Genomic DNA, 24544 nt, shown 5'->3' with positions numbered 1-24544 from the left:
TCACACGGCAGGATCAAAAAAGCCCACTGCATGCAGTGGGCTTTTTGTTATCGGAGTCGCGGCTTAGGCTTGCAGCAACAGGCGGTTGATGCGGGAGACGAAGCTCGCCGGATCGTTCAGCCCGCCCTGTTCGGCCAGCTGGGCCTGTTCGTGCAGCAGGGTGACCCACTCGCCAAACAGCGCTTCATCCTGAATGGTGTCGAGCTTCTTCACCAGCGCATGGTCGGGGTTGAGCTCCAGAATGTACTTCTGCTCCGGTACCGGCTGACCGGCCGCACGCATCAGCTTGATCATCTGGGTGCTCATGCCGTAGGCGTCGGTGACGATGCAGGAGGGGGAGTCGGTCAGACGGTGGGTGACACGCACCTCTTTCACCGCTTCACCGAGGCTCTTCTTGACCCGCTCAACCAGACCGGCGTTGGCTTTTTCAGCCTCTTCCTGCGCCTGCTTGGAGGCTTCATCTTCCAGATCGCCGAGATCCAGTTCGCCACGGGTGACGGAGATAAGCTGCTTGCCGTCGAACTCGGTCAGGTGGCTCATCAGCCACTCATCGACGCGCTCCCACATCAGCAGCACTTCGACACCCTTCTTGCGGAAGATCTCGAGGTGCGGGCTATTCTTGGCTGCGGCATAAGAATCGGCGGTGATGTAGTAAATCTTCTGCTGACCTTCCTTCATGCGGCCAACGTAATCCTCAAGAGAGACGGTCTGGGCTTCGCCTTCACCAGCGGTGCTGGCAAAGCGCAGCAGTTTGGCGATCTCTTCGCGGTTGGCGTAATCCTCGGCCGGGCCCTCTTTGAGCACGTTACCGAACTCGCTCCAGAACTTGGCATACTTCTCGGCATCGTCTTTCGCCAGCTTGGAGAGCATGGTCAGGACGCGCTTGGAGCAAGCCTTGCGCAGAGAGGCGGTCACCTTGTTGTCCTGCAGGATCTCACGGCTGACGTTGAGCGGCAGATCGTTGGAGTCCAGCACCCCTTTGACGAAGCGCAGGTAGGTCGGCATAAACTGCTCGGCGTCGTCCATGATGAAGACGCGCTGTACGTAGAGCTTCAGACCGTGCTTCTGCTCGCGGTTGTAGAGGTCGAACGGTGCGCGGGCCGGCACGTAGAGCAGGCTGGTGTACTCCTGCGCCCCTTCCACCCGGTTGTGACCCCAGAGCAGCGGATCTTCAAAGTCGTGAGCAACGTGCTTGTAGAACTCCTGATACTCCTCGTCCTTGATATCTTTCGGGTTGCGGGTCCACAGTGCAGTCGCGCGGTTGACCTGCTCCCACTCGCCTGGGGTGCCGACGATGGTTTCACCATCCTCTTCGCGATCCGGCGTACCCTCTTTGTACATTTCCACCGGCACGCTGATGTGGTCGGAGTATTTGCTCACCACTGAGCGCAGACGCCAGTCGTCGAGGAACTCGTCCTCTTCAGCACGCAGGTGCAGGATAACGTCGGTACCGCGACCCTCTTTGGTCACGTCAGCCACGGTGAAGGAGCCTTCGCCTTCCGATTCCCACTGTACGCCCTGCTCCGGAGCAGTACCGGCGGCGCGGGAAACTACGGTCACCTTGTCGGCAACAATAAAGGCGGAGTAGAAACCGACCCCGAACTGACCGATCAGCTGGGAGTCACGTCCCTGATCGCCGGAGAGGTTTTTGAAGAATTCTGCGGTGCCGGACTTGGCGATGGTACCCAGGTGCTCGATCACCTGATCTCGGGTCATACCGATCCCGTTATCGGAGATAGTCAGGGTACGCTTCTCTTTGTCCACCACCAGGCGCACACGCAACTGGCCGTCGTTTTCGAACAAAGAGGCATCGGAAAGCGCCTTGAAGCGCAGCTTGTCCGCCGCATCGGAGGCGTTGGAGATCAGCTCGCGCAGGAATACTTCTTTGTTGGAGTAGAGGCTGTGAGCCATCAGGCTCAGCAGTTGTTTGACTTCAGTTTGAAAGCCGTGGGTTTCGGCATGAACACTTTGGGTCATGGACCAATCCTCAGAAACATCGGGTTGAACATACGCCCAACCTAGATGGGGACAGCGATCCAAATATCAAGAGGGCGAATGTGCAATCCTGCTCATTCGCCCCCTTTTTCCATTCAACTGCCGATTTTCTGATCAGGCCGTAATGGCACAATCCTATCCAGCACCTTATTTGAGGCGCTGACGCCCCATCAGGGAGTGGGAGAGCGTGGTGCCATCCACCAGCTCCAGCTCGCCCCCCACCGGCACCCCGTGGGCGATGCGGCTCACCTCCACCCCTGCAGCACGGGCCATATCGGCGATATACCAGGCGGTGGCATCCCCCTCGATGGTGGGGTTGGTGGCGAGGATCAGTTCGCTGATCGCCTCATCTTTCAGGCGACGCTCCAGAATATCGAGCCCCAGCTCCTCCGGACCGATGCCGTCCAGCGGCGACAGATGGCCCATCAACACGAAGTAGCGACCGGAAAACTGGCCGGTCTGCTCGATGGCGGCCACGTCCGCTGGGCTCTCCACCACGCAGAGCAGACCGTTCTCTTCCCGCTTGGGATTGGCGCAAATATCGCAGCGATCGTTCTCGGTAAAGGTGCGGCAGTGGCTGCAGTGGCCAATCTCGGTCAGGGCGCGGGAGAGCAGCTGGGCCAACCGCAAGCCACCGCTGCGCTCGCGCTCAAGCAGGGTAAAGGCCATCCGCTGTGCCGATTTGGGCCCTACCCCTGGCAGTACCTGTAGGGCTTTCATCATCTCGTCGAGCAGGGGACTGAATTTCATAACACACCTCACACTGGCCAACCCGCACCACTATCTGGATATCCGCGGGTCAGCTGAACTGGATAACGCAACTGGCGCAGGACTATACCCGAGCACGCCGCCCATCGCCATCGGCTTGCCTACAACTTCTTCGCTAACCGCCCTGTCGCATCAACCAGACAGTCTTCACAGAAGTACTGACAACCCAATTTTTGGCTCAATTGGTTGCCCGCCGGATCATGCAGGAACCGCTCGGTCAGTTCACCACGCACCTCCAGCGGTAGTGCGGCTCCCCTTGCACGCTGTCATTAATCTGCAGCAGATTGCCGGTGCGGTCGTAGCCATAGCGCCGTTCACGGGCGACCTGTTTGCCCCGTTGCAGCCGCAGCGCAATCAGGCGCCCTTGCTCGTCATATTCGTATTGCTGGGTCAGCGCCCCCTGGCTGCGGCGCATCTCCAATCCACCCACCATCTGGTGGCGAGTCAGCTCGGCGCCGTTCAGATCAATCCCGCTTAGCTCCCCATTCAGATAGTGGTAAGCCAGCTTGTTGCCATCAGGCAGCTGCCAGTGGGCCAACCGCCCCATGGCATCATGCTTGAAATAGCTGGAAGCCCAACCCTGATGCTCGGCCAGCAGATTGCCTGCTGCATCGTATTCAAAGGTGAGTGGCCAGGCGCCATCATCCACCTGGGTCAACTGACCGTACTGGTCAGAGCTGAACTGGATTTCACGGCCATCGGACAAGGTTTTTTTAAGCAGCCGTCCCATGGAGTCTCGCTCATAACGGGTGACCAGCTCGGTCTCCTGCTTGCCGAACTCGACCTTCTCGCTCAAATGACCGTTGAGGTCGTAGCGGTAAGCGGTGGTGCGACCATCAAAGCCGGTTTCCCGCGCGACCAGGCCATTGGGGAAGTAGTGAATGCGGTGCTGCTCGCCATGCTCGTTCTCAATCTCGCTCAAGAAGAGCTTGGCATTGTCGTAACGATACGTGAGCTCACTGCCATCGGGGTTGATGCGGCAACTCACCTGATGTAGGCAGGGATGATATTCGTAGCGGGTCTCGCGGCCCAGCTCATCCCACTCGGCCGTCACCTTGCCGTAGAAAGGAAGTAAACAAATAAAAAGGTCAGGACATTACGCTATCCTGACCTTTAGACATCTACATATTGAAGAGGGCTAGATGAATTAATAAAAATTCAATCCAGTGTCCCACTATAAGGACACCTATACAGATTTTATCCATATCACAATTCTAATCTAGCATCAAATCTCAGCCGTGAGTGATGTTATGTCATCTATTCCATGAGTGTTACTTATATGTACCAACCGCTTCGGCTTGAGAGATAAAATAATCTTGCAAACAACCCTGAATTTCATCCTTTCCATAAAACAATTTGAACTCATCAACAATACCGTTAGGGAAATGAGACCCATCCACTGTACCAAAAATAACAGACGCGGTATCTGCAATTACCAACTTGAAAAAAGAAAAAATAGCATCCCTTTCTTCATCGTCTAGTTTTGAGATTATATCGCTCGCTTTATGATAAGCATCGCAACCCGTAGATGACTTTGCACTCAATAATTTTTTATATCTAGGTAAATTGTCAAAAAACAACTCTTCGAAAATTGCATCAACAACTGCCTTATCATTCCCCATGATTATTCACCCTATTTTTTAAATCTAATTTCAATGTACATGGATTTATTCAGCTCAATAAGTTTGCGAAGCTGATCATTAGGAACGTCTGGATATACCCGACGTAACTCTTTAATATCTCTCGCCACGACATCCCTTGCTGAGTCAAATGGCTTTCCTGTAGTCGAGTTATTCATGCTTCTAGATACGACCCCAACATTTTCCTTGGCTACTGTATGCCCCACCTTTGGCACTAAAATAGATGGCGCAGTCTTAGGATCATAACCTTCTATCAAGTCTTTCATGATCGCTTTTTGACCGACATGATGAGCATCCAATCCTAAATTTTGTCCTATGACTGAAGATCTCTGGTCCGAATAGCTACCTACATCCCATACCTTACCAATGCGATTATCGGCATCCGGACATTGCCCCGGCACATTGCTTAACCCCAGCGGATCCACCCAACCAATCGGGTTGGGGGCATACTGGTAGTTGTTCAGCCCGCCTGCCAAGCCTATCGGGTCGGGTGTGATAAATCTACCCGTTTCAGGCTGGTAGTAACGGTGCCGGTTGTAGTGAAGGCCGGTCTCGGCATCAAAATATTGCCCTTGAAAACGCAGCGGCGTCGCTACTTCCGTTATCTCTTCCCGCCACACATTGCCATAGGCGCGATAGCGCACCTGCCAGGCGGTCGCCCCATTGTCGCGGGTCAGCGCCAGCGGGGTACCTAGGTGGTCAAGTTGATAATGGAATACCTCGGTATCCGTCCCTTCCCCTTCCAGCTGCACCAATGGCTTGAAGCTGCCCGGTTCATAAATAAAGCTGCGGTATTGCTCGTCGGTACGACGTTTATCATTACCAAGCTGATAACTGCTTTCGGCAATCAGGTTATTGGCTTGCCACACGAATTCGGTGACCTGCTCGCAGTTTGCTCTACTCACCGTCTTGCGAATGCGGCGGCCAAAGGCGTCATAGTCATAATTGGCCGTGGTGCCATCCGGCAGTTCAGCCCTGACCAACTGATGCTGGCAGTCATAGTGATAACGGGTAACCAGTGACTGGCCTTTGCCGCGGCTCTCGATCGCCAGTCGGCCAAATTCGTCATACTCAAAATGGCGATCGCCACTCAACAGCAGCCGGTTACCCTGGGTACGCGCCCCCTCAAACTTACCACCCAGCGTCTGGCTCAACAGGTTGCCCGCCGGATCGTGCAGGAACCGCTCGGTCAGTTCACCACGCACCTCCAGCAAGCGGTCCAGCGGGTCGTAGCGGTAGTGTTGCTCCCCTTGCACGCTGTCATTGATCTGCAGCAGATTGCCGGTGCGGTCGTAGCCATAGCGCCGTTCACGGGCGACCTGTTTGCCCCGTTGCAGCCGCAGCGCCGTCAGGCGCCCTTGCTCGTCATATTCGTATTGTTGGGTCAGCGCCCCCTGGCTGCGGCGCATCTCTAATCCACTAACCATCTGGTGGCGAGTCAGCTCGGCGCCGTTCAGATCAATCCCGCTTAGCTCGCCATTGAGGTAGTGGTAAGCCAGCTTGTTGCCATCAGGCAGCTGCCAGTGGGCCAACCGCCCCATGGCATCATGCTTGAAATAGCTGGAAGCCCAACCCTGATGCTCGGCCAGCAGATTGCCTGCTGCATTGTATTCAAAGGTGAGTGGCCAGGCGCCATCATCCACCTGGGTCAACTGACCGTACTGGTCATAGCTGAACTGGATTTCACGGCCATCGGGCAAGGTTTTTTTAAGCAGCCGTCCCATGGAGTCTCGCTCATAACGGGTGACCAGCTCGGTCTCCTGCTTGCCGAACTCGACCTTCTCGCTCAAATGACCGTTGAGGTCGTAGCGGTAAGCGGTGGTGCGACCATCAAAGCCGGTTTCCCGCGCGACCAGGCCATTGGGGAAGTAGTGAATGCGGTGCTGCTCGCCATGCTCGTTCTCAATCTCGCTCAAGAAGAGCTTGGCATTGTCGTAGCGATACTTAAGCTCACTGCCATCGGGGTTGATGCGGCGGCTCACCAGATGCAGGCCGGGGTGATATTCGTAACGGGTCTCGCGGCCCAGCTCATCCCACTCGGCCGTCACCTTGCCGTAGGCGTTATATTCGAAACGGCGGATGCCACCACCAGGCAGATGTACGGCTTGCAAGCGATCTGCCGCATTCCATTCATAACGGGTAATCGCGCCACGCGGGTCGCGCCGTACAATCTGGCGGCCCCGCTCGTCATAGCGCCAGCGAGTCACGCCACCGTTGGCACCCTTCTCCTCAATCAGCTGCCCAAGGCGGTTCCAGCCCAGTTCGATGCGGCTGCCATCGGGTTGCACCACGGTGCTGAGCTTGCCTTGCGCGTTATAGCTGTAGCGAGTCTCCCGCCCCAGGGGATCCCGTCTTGCAATCACATCCCCTTGCTCGTTGCGTTCAAAACGCCACTCACGATCCCCCTGCACCACCTTGCGAACCCGACCATCCCAATAGTGATAGGCGGTCTGACTGCCATCGGGAGCAATCTCGCACTCCAGCAAGCCCGCTTCGTCATAGTGGTAACGGGTTTCGCCCCCCAGTGCATCGCGGGCCAGCACTTTCTGACCCTTGTCGTTATAGACAAACTCGCTGACCGCGCCGTCGGGATCTTGCTGACGGATCAGCCGGGCGTTGCTGTCATGCTGGTACACCTCCTGACTGCCATCAGCATTGCTGACCGTCACTTCACCCTTGTCATCATCCCAGGTGTAACTGACATCAAAACGGGCCACATCACTCCAGTGGCGAACCGCGCGCGCCAGCTTCCCTTCCCGCTCCCATTCCCAGAAGAACCCTGCGCCGCCCGCCAGTCGGCGCTCCAGGATCACCCCATCGGGACGATAGCGGTAACGTTCACACTCACCGGCCCCGTTTTCAGCTACCACCAAGTGCCCTGCATCGTCATAGTAATAACGTTGCAAGGTCGCTTCTGACTGCCAGTTAATACCGTCAAAATGCTGTAATTCGACAGCGGTCAGATATGCCTTTTGATAAACAATACGAAGAGCCAGACCGCCCTCGTTCTCTATCCAGCAGGGGCGCCCCTGCTCATCGGCACGGATAGTGAGCCGGTTGCCATAAAGGTCTGACATGGCCGTCAAACGGCCTGTCTTGCCATGCCAGGTGAAATGCAGGAAGGGCGATCCCGCCTTGGCTACTATCACCTCGTCAGGCTCATCCCCCAGATAAACGGCCGCCTCTGACAACTGGTTGGTGATCATGGGTCTGGTTGCCGAAGGCATCGGCAACTCGATGGCAAGAGACTCCTGATCCCACCAGGTCAAGCTATCACCGTGACGTTCGAGCCGATGGGCCAGCGCATGACTCCACCCCGCCCCCATGCCACAGGAACGCTCAACAGCTGACGTGCGATAGAGGCGACCAAAGGTAAACGGCAGCATGCCCGGCAGATGGGCATCCTCCAGCGCCAGCAACTCCTCGCCGGTGACCATGGACACAGGGCAGTTGTTCTTGCAGGTTTTGGCTTCAGTCTGGCTGGCATGACCAGCGGCGTTGGTTGAGGGGCTGGAGGAGTCTGGTGTACTACCAACCTGCTCGATGGTGGTGCGCGACTTGTGCCTGCGGCTCTCTGCTGTCGCGTTTTCTACAAGCGTCGGAGCTTCTCTGTCGATCAGCTTCAGATCGGCTTTTTTAAGCGGATTCAACGGCGCCACACCCGTCACCAACACCGGCTTGGCTACATCTATATGAGCGACCAAGTTGTGCTTTTTTGACATGGCGATTAATGTTGCCGCCAGCTTGGCCATCCGAGCCTGCTGCTTGACCGCTCTAGTCATGGTGGTCGCCACTTTGGCACTATAGCGAACGGCTATTCCGGCACCGCCGGTCAAGACGATCCCAACCAGAACATCAAACAGTACAGTGACCACCGCCTGGGTACCAAACTCCACCAGCTCATCCGGTGGGAGCATCTTTAACCAGCTCACAAGTGCATTAACATAGAGATAGATCAACGCCTCATCTTGCAGCACCAACATGGCGCTCTCGATCTTCTCTGCTCCCGCTTGTGCCACATCGGCCGCATTTACCCCGAATTTCAGCAGCTTTTCGGCATTACCCATTGGATCAGCCAATAAATCATACAGACCGGTTAGATCGTCCCATACCGAGGCAAGCGCACCACCAATCCCACGCAACACTCCTGCGGCAACTGCAACGCCACCACCGCCATTACGTTGATAATTAACCCATGCAGGTTGATGGGTCGAGGCCCACTCGCGCTCCAGCCAGGCAGCCAAATCAGCCTGCACTGTCTGATATGAGCTAAATAATCCATCAAAATCACTCTTCTTCACATTGGGATAGAAGGTCACCCTGTAGGATTGCCCTGGCTTGAGACTCCCAATTTCGGCCACGCCCTTGGCATCGAGCGCTCCCTTTCTTTCCTCTTTAACAGGGATAAACGTTCCCTTTTCCATCTTCCCCGATTCCACTAGGTAGGGGGTATTACCGATAGGAATAAAACGCACTGATTCGAACATATGTACTAGTCGCAAAGTACCGCTCAACGGGCATTGCGTCACCACGGATTGCGCCTTCTTGCTGCTCGAGGAGGCTTTTATCGTCTTGTCACCAACCTTGATGGTCTGTTCCATGTCCATACCCAGCATGTCGCCAAGAAAGAAACTCTCGGCATCCTTGCGGTACTCAGTCAGGGCATTGCGATAATCGGCGATCACCTGGGTGAAAACGGCCTGGCCGGCATTACTCATGCTTGAACCTCATTGAGCAGCGCAGCTTCCAGCGCTGGAAATAAATTGATATCAGGGGATGGGCAGCGGGAAATGAAACGGGCAACTTTGCACCTGAGATTGGCCTCGGGGAAAGACCAGTAAAGCTGGCCATTCTCATCTGCCAGCTGTTGCATCAGGTTGTTGATAAGGGGACCTGTATCTTGCCCAGCTAATACTGCTGCGATAGCTGGAGGAAGTTCCCACCAGGGAAATGGACGTACAGCACATGGCTCCGATGGTTCCCATGAAAATGCATTGCCCTGACACCACATCGCATCCAGTTGCGGCAACAGCGTTGTCATATCATCACCAAGCTGCGCAGCGATGGCAGACATATACACGCCATCCCAATAGCGAAAGAACACGGCTTCACCCTGATGCCAGATCTGGGTCAATCCCTGAAAATGGCCATAGAGAGTACCGACTGGTTGCTGGGTCGCCAGAATAAATCCCCAATCACGTGAATGAGTCGTCTCAGCCCATTCGATAAAAGGACTCTTCTTATCCAGTGCGACCAAATAGGGCATCACAGGGAGCCAGTCGTGATAGGGAGTGCCGAGATAGAGTCCGCGCGGTGTATGACGGCCATCAAGCTGGTAGTAGTGCTGCAAGGGCGCCGCATCGCTGGCCCCAGCCAGTACGGCATAGAGTGGGCTAGTTTGCTCCGCCACCCACTCTGCAAGCGACATAGCCTCAGATTTCACAGCCGCCCTCCTTGCACTTCTCACACTCCTCACAGAAAGGTGCGGCACTCTTCATGGTCGCAAGCTGGGCAGGACTGAGCGGCACTTTGGGTATGGGGGGAACACTCACCCCCAAGGGGCCCAGGGGGGATTTGCCGGCCCACCCCGACCCCGAACCGGCACTGCCACCCGAGTTCATCTTGATGGAGCCACCGCTTAGCGTGACGCCACCGGAGTCGAGCTTCACAAAGCTGCCGCCCACCTTGAGGGTCAACTCGGCGCCGGCCTCCATCACGATCTTTATGCCAGCCTTGTGATGCACCTCCTGACCAGCATCAACCAGCAGGGATTGACCCAGCTTCTGGTGCATGGAGGCATCCACCGTCAGCGAATAGTCCGCCTTGATCTGGTCACGCTTCTCACCCTCCACCGTCAGGTGATCGTTGGCCTTGATACGGGTCACCCGTTCGTTGTCGATGTCGGTGTGCTGGTCATGTTTGATGTGCCAAGCGGCATCGTTTTCAATCAGCACGTTCAGGTCTTTCTGACCGTGGATATAAATCTCTTCCTGTCCCGCCTGGTCTTCAAAACGCAGCTCGTTAAAGCCCTCGCCCTTGTGGGTTTCGGTACGCAGCACGGTGCGGGTCTTGTTGGCGGGCAGCTCGTAAGGCGGCCGGTTGGTGGCGTGGTAGGTGCGACCGGTGACGATAGGCTGGTCGGGGTCTCCTTCCAAAAAGCTCACGATGACCTCGTGGCCGATGCGCGGAATGGCCATCATACCGTACTGGCCACCGGCCCAGCCCTGACTCACTCGCACCCAGCAGGAGCTCTGGTCGTTACTTGAGCCGTAGCGGTCCCACGGGAACTGCAGTTTCACCCGGCCGTGCTCGTCGCAGTAAATCTCCTCGCCCTCGGGGCCGACTACGATGGCGATTTGCGGGCCATCAACCATCGGCTTGTGGGGTGCCTCGGGGCTGCCGATGCGGGCGCGCCAGGTGGTACTCGCTTTCACCACACCAAATTCGTTGTGGTAGACAGTCGGGCCGCTGCCGCCCTCCTCTTCCAGCGCTTGGGGCTGCTCACCGGTGTGGCGGATATGGACAATTTGCCAGTCGGTGTTGAGGCTGCCGTTCGGATGTTCGGTGAGTGAGAAGTGCTGGCCCGGCAGCAGCGCCGCGCTGTTGGACTTGCCACTGCCCACTACCGCGTCATTGCGCAGCGCATCGAGCCGATGCTGGGCAAAGGCCTTGCCGCTGCCGTCCTGCTTGTAGCGGCCCGGGTAGTCGAAGTGCTGGTAGGTATCCCGTTGATGCTCAAGTTCGCTACCCTGCTTCTTGTGGGAGAGACCATAGGCTGGCGTCTTGAAGCTGTAGTCTTTGAGCTCCACATCAGAGGGGCGTACCGCCTCGCGGTAGTGGAACTGGCGCACGTAAGGGCCTTGTTCCAGCGAGCGGTTGCCGAGGTTGAAGAAGAGCTCAGCCGGCTGTCAGGGCTGCCGCGTCGTCGGCAAACACAATGCGGTGTTTGCCTGCTTCAAATTCGTGGAAGTAGAACAAGCCCTCTTCGGCTGCAAGGCGGTTCACAAAATCGAGGTCAGTTTCCCGATACTGGACGCAGTATTCGCGCTGGGAGTGCTCATTCTTGAGCGCAAAGGCGTAATCGGTGATGCCGTGCTCTTGCAGCAAGATGCTGAGGATTTCGTCGGGCTTCTGGGCCTGGAAGATGCGGGAGTTCTGGCGCAGCCCCAGCCGCCACAGGGCAGGTTTCACCTCAATGCGGTAACGGGTGCGGCGAAAGCCGCTGTCCCCTTGGGCAAACTCGCTCACTACCCCGCACACCCGGCGTTGCAGCTCGCCGTTGTACCACACCATCAGCTCACACGGCTGGTCCAGCACGGCGCCAAAGTCGACATCGGGCTGGCTGCTGGCCAGCTCAAGGCGCAGGTTGAACGGCCGGTTCAGCCCCTCGTCCAGCTGGAAACGCGCCACTACGAAGGTGCTCTCGGGCAGCGCCCCCACCTTGACGGTAAATTGCAATCCGGTGCTTTGTGCCATGATCTGCTCCTTATCCTGCCTGTCCGCTGCCGGATCCAATCACGACGCCACCGCAATCAACCGCAGTACCGGTGACGGCGATGGGTTTGCCGTTGACCAGCACCGAGCCGACCCCACCGGCAATGGCGCGGGGATGAGGCGGGTTGTTGGGCTTGTCATGAGGCTCCAGCGGATCGCCCTGACGGGCTACCGGTTTGCCATCGAGGAACACATCGGGACTGGCCGCGCTGACCGGCGAGGGGTGAAAACCGTCGTGGTCGGTGCCAATGTCACCGAGCAGTGCGATAGTCGGGCACATAGTGATTCTCCATATGAGCGGGGATAACGGGTCTGCGCCCTATCCCCACGCCCCTCACACAACAGCAACAGGCTGCAGCGGCAAGCACGGGGCAAAACAGGCTGCGTCGTGGCAGCACAGAGTGTGCCACTCCAAACATTCAATATTTTTTAAATAAAATCAGTGCATTACACACTGACAGCCGATGCGGCAAGCGATTGGGCTGCAAGGTATTGCGCAGAAATGGCAACCTGACTACAAAAGGTTGCCTTTCTGGTATATCTCACTTTTTTATGCGCAATATATTGCGCACAACAACACTATCAGCTGCCAAGTTCGCCCTGCTGCAGCTGATAAAGGCGGATATTGAGCGCTTTCAGATCGCTCTCCAGCCCCTTCAATTCGGCGGCGGTGATGGGCTCCTGCGAAGCCTTCTTCGCCTCCAGCTCGCTCAGACGCAGACTGAACGGCGTCTCCTGCATCAGGTTTTTCTGCACCTCATAGAGCTGGGACTTGAGATAGGAGATGGTCACCGTCTTGCGTTGGCGCTCCAGCTCCTGCAGCTGGTCGATCAGCGCATCGACACCGGCACGGGCATCAAGGTAGGTGGGAATGGTGTTGTTATTGCTCCCCTGCCCCACCAGCGCGTTTTGCCACTGCTTGTCCAGCGCCTTGACCGCCAGCGAGTCGGGATAGAGCATCTGCAACGAGTTGCGCAGCCCTTCGCCATAGCGATACCAGTAGAGCGGCGAAGTCTGTTCCAGCCGATCCAGCTGGGCCTGATAGCGCGCCACCAGCTCGCTCTCCATCCCTTGCACCGCCTGCTCCCCCAGCACGATGCGCGCCTGACGGATATCGTCATAGCTGAGCACGCGCGGCAACTCGGCGGCCGGCTGTTGCAGGCGCTGCATCGCAATCACCTTCTCCTGCTGCTGGTGCTGCCAGCCCAGCCATGCCATGACCGGCAGAGCGCAGCTGAGCAGGCCACAGCCAAACCAGAACCAGGCCGGACGCTGTTTGCGATGCTGCTCGATCTTGAGCACAGTCGGCTTGACCTGTCCCTTCTCCCGCCCCACCAGAATGCTGCCCTGCGGCAGAGCGGGGGCAACCGATGCCATCGGCGTTCCGTGCTCGTGATCCATATCCGATTTGAAGAACACCATCGGCGGGATCTGCATATCCTCCTTGAGACCCGGCTCATCGGAGACGATGACGATCTCGGTCTCGTCAAAGAGGTGGGTATAGCCCTCGATAAAGTGGATCAGGTTCTCAACCCGGGGAATGCGGCTCAGACCCGCGTTGTGCAGCTTTTCGCTGATAAGTTGCAGCGCCCGCTCGCAGCGGTAGATCAGTCGCTTGTCCTCATGGCTGATCTGGTACTGGCGAATCACGTCGCTGATGCGGGCGATAAACCAGTCCAGCATCTCGATGCGGGCCCGCTCCTGATGTACCGGCGGCCAGAAGCTATCCCACTGGGTGACGATGAGGTTGGCAAGAAACTCGCACCCTTCGGTAAAACCGCTCAGCCCCTGAATACGGGAACGGGCCAGGGTGAAGTAGATGGCAGTCTGCAGATCGACGCCATGTTTTTCGAAGATCTGGCTGGCGAGATGGTGGATCAACGCCCAGTCCACTTCGGGACGTGAGGCGTGACTGAGCTTGTTGATCTCGGCGCGCAGCGCTTCGTACTCCGGCAACATTCTGGGGTCACGCCCCACTTTGAGCGCCTGCTGGCCTTGTTGATTCTGTGACATATCGGCTTCCAACGGATGAAGGGGGCACAGGGTGCCCCCGACCTAATCAATAGAGGGATTCGGGCAATCTGAACTGGCTGAACAGGCCGCCGGTGAAGGGGTTCTGGGCGCTGTCGGTATAAACCCGATAGGTCATGGCCCCCTGATCCACCGGGAAGCGCACATCGAAGGTGGCGTCACTCACCTGGGTCAGCTCGCCCTTGTCCATCAGGCGGAACATGGCCCAGGGCCCGACGAAGCCTTCACTGCGCGGCGAGCGCTCGCGAGCTGCCGGCACCAGCGTGATCTTGCTCTCGGCTCCGTCACGCATGGTATTGGGCCACACCAGCGGCACCTTGGTGCGACGACCGTGGGCATACTCCAGCAACTGGCCATCAAGATTCAGCACGCTACGCCGCTTGTTGGCGGTCAGCTCTATGGGCTCGAGGGCAAACTGCACCTCCAGATTGCCTTGCGGGCTGAAGAAGATCTGGCGGATGCGCGCCGCACGATCCAGCTGCTTGACCAGCTCGGCCTGAATGGGTGAGCTCAGTTCACCCTCCATCAACCCGCCCTCTACCATCGGCTTGAGGTTGACCTGATAGAAGCTGTCCAGCGTGCCACCCGGGGCAAAGAAGCGCTCCATCTCGGAGAGCGGTACATCCTTGGCAGAGCTCGGATTGAACGGATAGCGATCCGCCAACTGGCTGTTGAACGGGGTCAGCACCTTCTCCTGCCACTCCTGATTGAGGGAGGACATGGCCAAGTCGATCACCAGACGGGAAGTCTGCTCGGAGAGCTGGCCAACCCAGCGGTTGAGCGGCTCGGGCAGACCACGAGCATACTGCTCGAGGGCAAATACGGGGTCGGCGTACTTGTTGGTCAGGCGCAGTTGCACCGCCTTCAGGGCAGATTGACCCGGCTCGGTCGCGTTAACGATGAGCTCCAGATAGTGCTGCAGATCAACCAGCTTCTGGTTCACCTCGGAGATGAGCGGCCCCTGTTCGCCACGGCCGCTGAGCGCCGCATTGGTCGTCATAAAGGGACGTCCGATCCGTGCCGTAATGGCCTGACCCGGATCCCCCTCCACATCGGAGATCTTGCGAATGCGGGTGTTGTCATCCAGCGAGGCGAGTACCCGCTGGAACGGCTGATCGTTGCCGGTGATGGCCGAGAGCACATCGAGTGCCTGCTCCGGGCTCTCCAGGGGCTGCACATCCAGATTGGTCAGCAGTTTCTGCCACTGGTTGACGTAGTCGGTGACATAACGATCGTTGACCTGACGGGTGATCTCCTTGCGATCGGCCTCGCTCAACTGGCTCAGCTTGCGCTGGCCAAGAACCCAGGCATCCATGGCGGTCAGATCGAGCAGCGCCTTGTCCTGCTTGAGGAAGAAGTCGCTGAAACCGGGCCAGGTTAGCAGGCGCGGCACCTGACCGGCGCTCTCGTTGCGCAGGGTAAACACGGTGTCGAAGGTGGGGCCCACCTCGTCACGCACGTTGAGATCCGGCGGCAGCACATCGCCCGCCTTCACCACCAGATTCTGGTAGACCCGCTGATACATGGGCAGTTTGCCCAGTTCGCGCTGGGCGCCGTAAACCGGCTCCTTGAAGGGCGCAAAGGCGGTAATGGCGGCCTGATCACGGGCGGCGCGAGCAGCGTGCCAGTCGGTATGATCGAGGGCGTAGTTGAGGTGACCCATCAACTGCTCCTGCAACGCCCCCTGCCCCGGGAACGCCTTCTGCCAGCGGCTGGCCATGTACTGGGCCACCAGCTCCTTGTTGCGACCGGAGGCGTCATCCAGCATCCGCATCACCCGCAGGATGGCGAGCTTCTCCTCGCTACCCGCCGGCGCCCGGTCGAGATCTTCCAGCAGACCCTGCATCTGGGCTGGCAGGAAACGCTGACTCAGCAGTTGCAGGTAAGAGCCTTCCACATAAGGGCCGATCTCGTCCCCCTGATAGAGGCCAAGATCGGCCACCACAGGCATCCGCTCACGGTAGTTGCCAAAGGAGAAGGTCGCCTCGCGAATAAGGTTGAGACGCGGCAGCTGGCTCACGCCAAACGCCTCTTCATCGGCCACCTCGTTGGTGGCCATAAAGGCCTGCGCCTTGGTCAGCACGTTACGACCGGCCTCCTCGTTGACCCGGTAGAAGTAGTGCCAGCCACCGATGAGGGCTGCCGAGAAGAGCGACAAACAGCTGAGGCCGACTGCCATACGACGGCGGCGATAGAGGGTATGCAGCCGGTTCTCGCCCGCCAGATGGGCCTCGGGGAAGATGATGGAGGAGAAGAGCTTGCGCACGAAATAGGTGTTGGACTCCCCGCGCAGCGCAGAGTGAATGGGCTCTGGCAGGTTGTAGCGGCGGGAGGCCGCCTGGGCAAACGCATCGAACGGCACCCCCTGCTGATAGACGGAGCTGACATAGACACCGCGCACCAGCAGCGGCTTGCTCTCCTCGATGGCCAGGGTCTCGGCAAGCAGCTCGGTCACATACTCCTTGAGGCCCGCCAGCTGGCGAACAAAGGAGAAGAGCGCACTGCGGCGGCTGGCATCCAGCCCGGCCAGCATCAGTGCCGGCAGGTTGCGGTTGAGGTTGTCGACCCACTCGTCCCAGAAGAGGGAGAGATCATCCTGCCACCCCTTGCCCTGACGCTCGTCCGGCTTGAAGGTCACCCCCAGCACCGCCTCGCGGGCCTCTTTGTCGAGCTGCTCATAAACCACGTCAAACCCGCGCAGCAGGTCGAGCTTGGTAAAAGTCACATAGAGCGGCAAGCGGGTATTCATGGTGGCCGACAGCTCCTGCAGACGGGAGCGCATCAGCTGGGCATAGGCCTTGCGTTCGGCCACGCTGGCATGGGATAGCCAGGCCAGATCCACCGTCAGCACCAGTCCGTTGAGGGGCTGGCGACGGCGATGTTCATTGAGCCAGCCGAGCAGGTGCAGCCAGAGCCGCTCATGCTTGCGCGCCAGCGGCTCCTGCTCACCATCGGGTTGGGACAGAAGCTCGCCAGCGGGATCCAGCATCACCGCCTGCTCTCCCAGCCAGCAATCAACCAGCTGATCCTGCGCCACTTCACGCAGCTCGGTGTCGAGTCTCGGGTTGAGCTTGTTAGCCGGGTTGGCGCGGTGGATCAGGCTGCTCTTGCCGCTGCCGGGCAGACCCAATACCAGATACCAGGGCATGGCATAGAGCGCCCCCTTGCCCAGATGCTCGCCAAGGGTTGCCAGCCAGCGGTCAAGAAAGAGCGCCTGGCGATCGAGGATCCCCTTGACCGGATCCTGCTCCAGTACCAGCTCATGGTTCCGCTCGGCCTTGAGTTGCTGCATCTTGCGCCATACGCGCCAGGAGACAACCCCCAGCAGCAGCCAGAGCCAGAGCAGGGTGAACACCACCCGCCCCCACAGCGGCTCGAAGGGACGAGCGTCGCGGATCTCGATGCGGGGGCCCAGCCACCACACCAGGATCAGGGCGACAACCCAGAGCACCGCACCGAGCAGAGGCCAGGAGGGTTTCAGTTTCGGCAGCTGTTGCTGCAGAAAGGTAAAGATGGTTTTGAACATAAGATTGTGATTCAACTCCGACTCAATGACTCATTTCGACACTCATTGCGCCAAGGCGGTCGCATGACGTTCCAGACGGCTCACCAGCCCCGGTTCCCATTGCGACAGTCCCAGACGGGTGGCTTCTTGCCACAAGTGCTGGTAGTGCTGGCGAGCCAGCGAATTCATGCCTTCCTGTTCCAATAACTCCGCCTGCACCAGTTGTGCATGGAAGCGGGCTCTGGGCTCTTTCAGTTGCGCCATCCGCTCATCGAGCAGGGCGAGCGCCGCAGCCACCCCCTGCTCGCCATGGCGCAGAGCCACCTCTTCGGCCAGAGAGCAACCCCCTTGCCCGTCACTGCTCCCCCCCTTGGCTGGTTGCAACCAGCGGCTGCACTCGGCCGACAGAAAGGGGGTGCCATCGCTGAAGGTGAGCTCCCGCAGCGCCGGCAGACGCTGCAAGAAGGTCTCCAGCTCCTGCATGATGGCCTGCGCCACCGTGGCAAAGCCGAGCTTCTGCGCCACCATGGCCGAGAGCATGTGCCCCTCGAACCAGTAGGGCGCCAGCGTCAGACTCTGTTCGATCCGCTGCCAGAGCCCCTGATCGGCGGCATTCATCGCGGCGCGATACTCATCCACCATGTCAACCGACATGGGCGCAAGCTGGGTCTTGTTACCCTGCGCCGTCATGGGAGGGGTCGTGATACCGGCCCAGATAGCGTGGCGACGCAGGCGATAGCCCACTGCGGCCTCCGGCTGACGCTCAATGAGGAGCTCCGCCACCTTGAGCTGGGTCTGGCGCCATGCCCGATCGTTGGAGCTGTCGATCTCCACCGGCGGACGCTGGCCCGCACTCCCCTGCGCTGCACTCGAGGTGGTAACGGGAATGCCGGACACAGCGGCACCTAGCGCCACGGTCGCGCTGCTTTGCGGCGTGCCAGCCTCATCGGCCTGCGCCTGTGCCACCTGCTGGCGCTGGGCCCGTTTCAGACCCATCACCAGCGGGTCGAGCAACTCGCCCTTGTCCGGGCAAAGCGCCAGCCACGCCGCCTCCAGCTGTTCGGCGCGAGCCAGCAAACCGGCCAGCTCCGCCGCCGAGGCGCTCTCCGATACCCGTGGCAATACCCCTTCAAAACGCTTGACGATCTGCACCATCAATCGCTGTTTCTGGGTGGCATTGCCGGGCCAGGCGAGCGACCAGTAGTCGCGGATCCAGCACTCCAGCAGCAGGATTGCCGTCCCCATGGGGGTCGCCTTGGCCGGATGCTGCAGGCAGCGCAGCAACTGGGCCAGCACCCGCATATCCTTGGTTTTGCTCTCCAGCAGCACGAGGCACGCCTCGGCTACCGCATTGAGATCGACCTGGCTGTGGGCCAGCGAGCCCAGCTTGACCAGCTCGGTCTCGACATAATCCCAGCGCGGCTCGTCAGCAGGCACGGCCCCCTTCACCAGCTCGACAGAGAGAGGGGTCAGCAGGCGGCCACACCAGGGGTGTTGATAGCTCATTGCGCCCCCTTACCAGCGGCACTGCTGGCGCACGGGCTGCAGTGCCTCCTTGAGACCGCTGAGATCCACCCGCAGGATGGCGCCATTGTCGGCCTGCACCTGCAGTTCACGAGCCCCGATCCAGCGCTTGAGCTCCTCGATGGCGGGCAAGCCACGGCCATACTCGAGCAGCAGCCCCTGATCCCGGACAAACCAGCTCTGCGACTGGCGACTTGGCTCACCATCCAGAGCTATCTGCACCCGCTCCCCCACCCAGGGGTTATCAAGCCGCAGCCGGATATGGGTGATGCTGTTGACGCAACCGATGGCCAAAGTGGCACCGCGCAGGGCAGGACGGGTCAGGGTGACGCTGCCGCCCGCTTCATCCAGCAGTGGCAGAAAAGGGGGGCTGTCAGGCTGACGCCCCTGCTCCTGGGTCAGGATCGCCTGCCAGGCAGGGGAGCGGGAGACCGCCCCCTCTTCACTCCCGGCCGCCCCCTTTCCAATAGCGTCATAGCAGGCCAGACGCACCAAGGGCGACGGTTCGCGCCGGCACGCCTGCAATTGGGCCAACTCCGGGGATGGCTGCGCCGCACTGCTGGCCAGCAGCAACGGCACCAATGCGAGCAGGCTCATCAGCTCACCTCCAGTTTCTGGCACTTGTGATCCAGGGTGCGCTTGGGAATATTGAGGCTCTCCGCCACCAGCATCCGGTTGCCCTGGAAGTAGCGCAGGCGTGCCTCGATCACCGAGGCTTCGTACTGCTGCATGGCGCGGCGCAAATCGCGGATGTGGTTGTAGTCATCCAGTGCGCCGGGCAGCTCGACGCAAACCCGCTCGCGCAGCTCTGGCGGCAGAGCCTCCAGCCCCACCTCCTCACCATGGCTGGTATGGGCACAGGCGACCTCCAGCAGGTTGCGCAGCTCGCGCACATTGCCCGGGAAGTCATAGGTTTGCAGCTGCTTCAAAAACTTGCGCTGCAACCCTGCCAGCGCCTTGCCATCCTGAGCGGCAAACTGGGCCATGAAGTGCTGGCAGAGCAGCGGCACATCTTCCATATGTTCGCGCAACGGGGCGATCAGCAGCAGGCACTGGCAAAGGCGGTGGTAGAGGTCGGCACGGAACTGCCCCTCCTCCACATGGCGAGTGAGCGGCTGATGGGTGGCGGCGATGAGACGAAAGTCAGACTGACGCTCCTGCTCGGCGCCAAGTGGCCGGTAGCTGCGGGTTTCCAGTACCCTGAGCAGCTTGGCCTGCATGGCGGCTGGCATGTCACCCACTTCATCCAGAAAGAGGGTGCCACCATTGGCCTGTTCGACCAACCCGCTCTTGTTGCTGAGCGCGCCGGAGAAGGCCCCCTTCTGATAACCAAACAGCTCGCTCTCGATGAGGTTCTCCGGAATGGCGGCACAGTTGATGGCCACAAAGGGCTTGTGAGCCCGGTCGGAGCATTGGTGCACCAGCCGCGCGACCACCTCCTTGCCACTGCCGGTCTCCCCCTGAATGAGGACGGTCAGCTTGTGGCGGCCCGCCTGAGCGATCTGCTCGCGCAGACCGCAGATCACCGCCGACTGGCCGATCAACTGCTCGCCCAGCAGTTTCTCGTGCTGGCGCAGACGATCCTCTTCACCTTTTATCTGGCGCAGGGAGTCGCGCAGCACGCTCTGATCCCGGCGGCTGCGCCCCAGATCGCGAATAAGGGTGAGCTGGTTGCAAAAGACCTGCGCCAGACTGGCAAGCTCGGGCCCCTCGGCCCACTCCTGCAATACCTCACCCCGATCGAGCAGGGCCAGCACGGCAAACGGCTTGCCCTTGCCATCCATCAACGGGAACGCATGCAGCCCGCACTGCTGGCCCAGATTGGCCAGCAGTGCGCGAAAACCGGCGTGCTCGATGCGGGCACCGCCATAGAGGGAGTCCCAGGTGCGGGACTGCGCCTTGTGCAGCACATAGGCGAGCGGATGGGAGAAGTCATCCACCGCCAGCCCCAGCGCCACCTCCTGCCCCTTGACCCAGCCTTTGCATTCGAGCTGGCGACCGCTCACATCCAGCATGCCAAGCAGGATCCCTTTTGGCTGAAAGCTGGCATGGAGGGTCGAGCTCCACCAGTGGCAAAGGTGGGCTTCGTCGCGCTGCTCGGTGAGCGCGAGGGCGAATGCGAGGGCTTGTTCCATGGTCAGCCCTCCACCTCGGCCACGAACTGGTGATCGACCACAGAGAAGCGAACCCGGTTGATGGGCTCACCGGCCGAGAGACGCTGCAGCAGTTGCAGGGAGACCGGCGGCAGCAGGGCGCCATCGATCACCGATTCGAGCATGCGTGCACCGTTCTCGCTGCGGTTGGCCCGCAGCAGGATCTCTTCGGCCACCTCGCCATCGAGCTCCACCTCGGCACCAAAGCGCTCCTTGAGCAGCTTGACCAGCCGGTTGAGCTTGCCACCCACGATCTGCACCAGGGTGTCGTGACCGAGCGGCAGATAGGGGATCACCTCCATCCGCGCCAGCAGGGCTGGCTTGAAGAAGGCAGCGAGCTCCGGATAGAGGGCATCCAGCAGCACATCGGGCTGCTCGGCGTGCTCGACGATGGTCTGGAAACCGAGGTTGGAGGTGAGGAAGAAGACCACGTTCTTGCAGTCGATGATCCGCCCTTCCCCATCAGCCAGCTCGCCCTTGTCGAACGCCTGATAGAAGAGGTTGAGCACATCCGGGTGCGCTTTTTCCACCTCATCCAGCAGCACCACCGAGTAGGGTTTCTGGCGAATGGCTTCGGTCAATACGCCACCCTCGCCAAAGCCGACATAGCCGGGAGGCGAGCCGATCAGACGGGAAACCGTGTGTTTCTCCTGATACTCGGACATGTTGATGGTGGTCAGATACTGGCGGCCGCCGAACATCAGCTCGGCAATCTGCAGCACGGTTTCGGTCTTGCCAACCCCGCTCGGGCCCACCAGCAGGAAGGCCCCCAGCGGACGGCCGGGACGACGCAGATCGGCGCGCGCAGTCAGCAGGTGCTTGTGCAGGTGGGCCACCGCCACATCCTGCCCCTTGATGAGATCGCCAAGGTACTCCGGCAGGCGGGTCACCACATCGAGCTCCCCCTGGGAGATACGATTGAGCGGCACTCCGGTCCACTCGGCGATGACGGCGGCAATCTGGGTTTTGTCGACATGAGCGGAGACCAGCACCTCTCCCTGCTGCAGGTCGGCCAGCTCGCTCTCGAGGGTGGCCAGCTGCTCGGCAGCCGCTTGCGGATCGAGCGGCGCATCGGCGAGATCCAGTGCCTCTCTGGCCAGCATCTCATCCTGCTGATCTGCCAGAAGAGCGGCGCGCAGCTCGATAATCCGGTGAACCAGCCCCTGCTGCTGCTGCCAGCGGGACTCCTGCTCCGCCAGCGATTCGCGGCAACGCAGTTGCTCTTCCTGCAGCTCGGCGAGGCGCTCTTCGTTGTCACCCAACCCGATCAGGCGCTGGCGCTCCAGCTGGCGGATCTCCAGCTCACGCTGGCGCAGCTCGTTTTGCAGATGGCTGACGGCGCGCGGCGGGGTGGTGAGGTTGATGGCAACCCGGGCACAGGCGGTATCGAGCACGTCGATCGCCTTGTCCGGCAACTGACGGCCGGAGATGTAGCGGGCAGAGAGCTGGGCCGCAGCTTGCAGTGCCTCCTCGTCGATCAGTACCCCGTGGGCCTTCTCGTAGATGCTGCGCAGGCCGCGCAGGATCACCGTCGCCTCATCGGCATTGGGTTCGCTCACCTTGACCAGCTGGAAGCGACGGGAGAGCGCCGCATCCTTCTCGACATACTTCTTGTACTCGCTCCAGGTGGTGGCGGCAATGGTGCGCAGCTCGCCACGGGCCAGCGCCGGCTTGATCAGGTTGGAGACATCCATGCCGCCGGCCTGGTTTCCGGCACCGATCAGGGTATGTGCCTCGTCGATAAAGAGGATGACCGGACGCACCGACTCCTTGACCTCCTGCATCACCCCCTTGAAGCGCTTCTCGAACTCCCCCTTGACCGAGGCGCCCGCCTGCATGGCACCGAGATCCAGCGTCATCAACTCGACCCCGCGCAGTTTCTCGGGCACCTGACCCGCCACGATGCGCAGGGCCAGCCCCTCGATCAGGGCGCTTTTACCGACGCCCGCCTCGCCCACCACGATGGGGTTGTTTTTGCGGCGACGGGAGAGGATGTCGATCATCAGATCGATCTCGTGATCCCGGCAGAGTACGGGATCAAGCGAACCCTGACGGGCCTGCTCGGTCACATTGACGGTAAAGCGGGCCAGCAGGGTAGCGTCGGTCGGCAGTGCTGCCGGTGCCGTGTTGCCATTGGCCGGATTGGTCACCGGCGTCTCGGCAGACTCCTTGACCCACTCGTCGAACTGCTGGCGCAGCAGCTCGCGATTGACGTTGGCCAGCAAACGGGTCACCGAACCGGACAAATAGCGCTGCGGGGTCATCAACAGCACCAGCAGCATGACGCCGCTGCGCAGCTGGGCATGCAGCATCTCGGCGGAGGCGAGCAGCCAGCTGTCTTGCAGCCACTCGACCAGCAGCGGCGAAAAAGAGGGATAACCCTGGCCATAGCCGTTGTCGGCAGCGGACGGTTGCAGCAGGGTTTTGAGCTCCTCCACTTCCACGTCGGCGCGTTTGAAGATGAGACGGACATCGCTGAGCGGCGTATCCAGCATCTTGAGCAGCAGATGCTCGATGCGGATCTCGGCTCCCTGATGGTTGACACAGAGGGCCGCGGCCTCCTCCAGCATGTGACGGCAGATAGGGTTGAGTCTTTCCACCAGTACTGGCAGTTCTATACGGATCAAGGCGTGCTCTCCTTAGTACTTATTTTAATAATTCGCCCAGTTGACGCAGTACGTCCTGGGTCTGGTTATTGAGTTGGTGGTGATAGAGGCCAAAGATGATGGCCAGGATCAGCGCCCCTCCCATGAACAGGGTGCGCAGGGAGACCTGCTTGCGCAGCTGGTAGCGGGCCGCCTGCCGACCGAGGTCGAGGTGAAACACGCTGGGTGCCTCGCCGCTGCTCTCGGGGGCAAGCTGTTTGTGCAGCTGGCGGACGATGCGCTCGAACTCCTCGCGCCCCTGGCTCATCACCTTGTAACGCCCCTCGAAACCGAGGCAGAGGCAGAGATAGATGAACTCCAGAATGTCGCGGTAGCGCTCCGGATCCTCCTGCAGACGGGCCAGCAGGACGAATACCTTCTCGCCGCCCCAGGTCTCGTTGTGGAAACGGGTCAACAGCGAATGTTCCGACCACTCGCTCTGGCTGCCCCAGTCACGGCCCATCACGGCCTCATCGATGAAGGTGCAGAGGATGTAGCGAAACGAGAGGACGACGCCATTCTCGTAACCCTGAGCCATCAACTCCTGCTCGATGGCCTGGATCTCGGTCACCACCTGCTGATAGAGCTCGGGCACCCGATCGTAACGGGACAGCAGGCGCACCCGCTGCACCAGCCCCAGCAGGGGGGTCACCGCATCGATCATCGGGTTGATGCTCTGGCCACGCAGGCGGAACCAGTAGTCCGAATCCATGTCCAGCTGCTCGGCATGATCGAACAGCAGATCGCTGAGTTGCTCGTTCTTGATAATGTCCGTGGTCATCTCTGCAT

The 24544-nt window shown here is 59.8% G+C and carries 14 protein-coding genes and 1 pseudogene; all 15 read right to left on the bottom strand.

Annotated elements, in window-relative coordinates; all coding sequences use genetic code 11:
* Positions 1–63: 63 nt before the first annotated feature.
* The 15 genes and pseudogenes from htpG to icmH all read right to left on the bottom strand — a co-directional run bounded on the left by htpG (position 64) and on the right by icmH (position 24536).
* Positions 64–1977 carry a molecular chaperone HtpG gene (gene htpG, locus WE862_RS13145; protein ID WP_041210365.1) on the bottom strand — a complete coding sequence of 638 codons (1914 nt, stop codon included), beginning with the start codon at positions 1975–1977 and terminating at the stop codon, positions 64–66.
* A 165-nt stretch (positions 1978–2142) separates the two neighbouring features.
* On the bottom strand, positions 2143–2745 hold the full coding sequence (gene recR, locus WE862_RS13140; RefSeq protein ID WP_005346280.1) for a recombination mediator RecR: 603 nt from the start codon (positions 2743–2745) through the stop codon (positions 2143–2145).
* Between the two features lie 235 nt (positions 2746–2980).
* Complete coding sequence (locus WE862_RS13135) at positions 2981–3817, bottom strand: RHS repeat protein (RefSeq protein ID WP_042032021.1); 837 nt, start codon at positions 3815–3817, stop codon at positions 2981–2983.
* Positions 3818–4034: 217 nt separating this feature from the next.
* Positions 4035–4385 (bottom strand): hypothetical protein, encoded by a 351-nt coding sequence (locus tag WE862_RS13130; protein ID WP_042032020.1) that lies wholly within the window; start codon positions 4383–4385, stop codon positions 4035–4037.
* Between the two features lie 11 nt (positions 4386–4396).
* A complete protein-coding gene (locus WE862_RS13125; RefSeq protein ID WP_225628405.1) occupies positions 4397–9121 on the bottom strand; it encodes an RHS repeat-associated core domain-containing protein in 4725 nt (1574 codons plus the stop codon).
* Complete coding sequence (locus WE862_RS13120) at positions 9118–9846, bottom strand: DUF4123 domain-containing protein (protein ID WP_042032019.1); 729 nt, start codon at positions 9844–9846, stop codon at positions 9118–9120. The genes WE862_RS13125 and WE862_RS13120 overlap by 4 nt, the downstream gene beginning before the upstream one ends.
* Positions 9836–11879, bottom strand: a pseudogene (locus WE862_RS13115) (type VI secretion system tip protein VgrG). Before WE862_RS13115 ends, WE862_RS13120 begins: the two are co-directional and overlap by 11 nt.
* A gap of 10 nt (positions 11880–11889) precedes the next feature.
* The gene (locus tag WE862_RS13110; RefSeq protein ID WP_033114654.1) at positions 11890–12177 is read right to left on the bottom strand and encodes a type VI secretion system PAAR protein; all 288 of its coding nucleotides are present in this window, start codon (positions 12175–12177) and stop codon (positions 11890–11892) included.
* A gap of 302 nt (positions 12178–12479) precedes the next feature.
* Positions 12480–13910 (bottom strand): VasL domain-containing protein, encoded by a 1431-nt coding sequence (locus WE862_RS13105; RefSeq protein ID WP_042032016.1) that lies wholly within the window; start codon positions 13908–13910, stop codon positions 12480–12482.
* Between the two features lie 46 nt (positions 13911–13956).
* On the bottom strand, positions 13957–17454 hold the full coding sequence (gene tssM, locus WE862_RS13100; protein ID WP_042032015.1) for a type VI secretion system membrane subunit TssM: 3498 nt from the start codon (positions 17452–17454) through the stop codon (positions 13957–13959).
* 42 nt (positions 17455–17496) lie between these two features.
* A complete protein-coding gene (gene tssA / locus WE862_RS13095; RefSeq protein ID WP_042032014.1) occupies positions 17497–18939 on the bottom strand; it encodes a type VI secretion system protein TssA in 1443 nt (480 codons plus the stop codon).
* Positions 18940–18948: 9 nt separating this feature from the next.
* On the bottom strand, positions 18949–19554 hold the full coding sequence (gene vasI, locus WE862_RS13090) for a type VI secretion system-associated protein VasI (protein WP_042032013.1): 606 nt from the start codon (positions 19552–19554) through the stop codon (positions 18949–18951).
* Complete coding sequence (locus tag WE862_RS13085) at positions 19554–21092, bottom strand: sigma-54 interaction domain-containing protein (protein WP_041210855.1); 1539 nt, start codon at positions 21090–21092, stop codon at positions 19554–19556. The genes vasI and WE862_RS13085 overlap by 1 nt, the downstream gene beginning before the upstream one ends.
* 2 nt (positions 21093–21094) lie before the next feature.
* The gene (tssH, locus tag WE862_RS13080; RefSeq protein WP_042032012.1) at positions 21095–23737 is read right to left on the bottom strand and encodes a type VI secretion system ATPase TssH; all 2643 of its coding nucleotides are present in this window, start codon (positions 23735–23737) and stop codon (positions 21095–21097) included.
* Positions 23738–23756: 19 nt separating this feature from the next.
* Positions 23757–24536, bottom strand: a complete 780-nt coding sequence (gene icmH / locus WE862_RS13075) for a type IVB secretion system protein IcmH/DotU (RefSeq protein WP_033114647.1) — start codon at positions 24534–24536, stop codon at positions 23757–23759.
* Between the last annotated feature and the right edge of the window lie 8 nt (positions 24537–24544).

The organism is Aeromonas jandaei (assembly GCF_037890695.1).
GTDB classification, from domain to species: Bacteria; Pseudomonadota; Gammaproteobacteria; order Enterobacterales; family Aeromonadaceae; genus Aeromonas; species Aeromonas jandaei.
The sequence above is the reverse complement of the archived record's forward strand: the minus strand, read 5'-3'. Positions and strand labels throughout refer to the sequence as shown.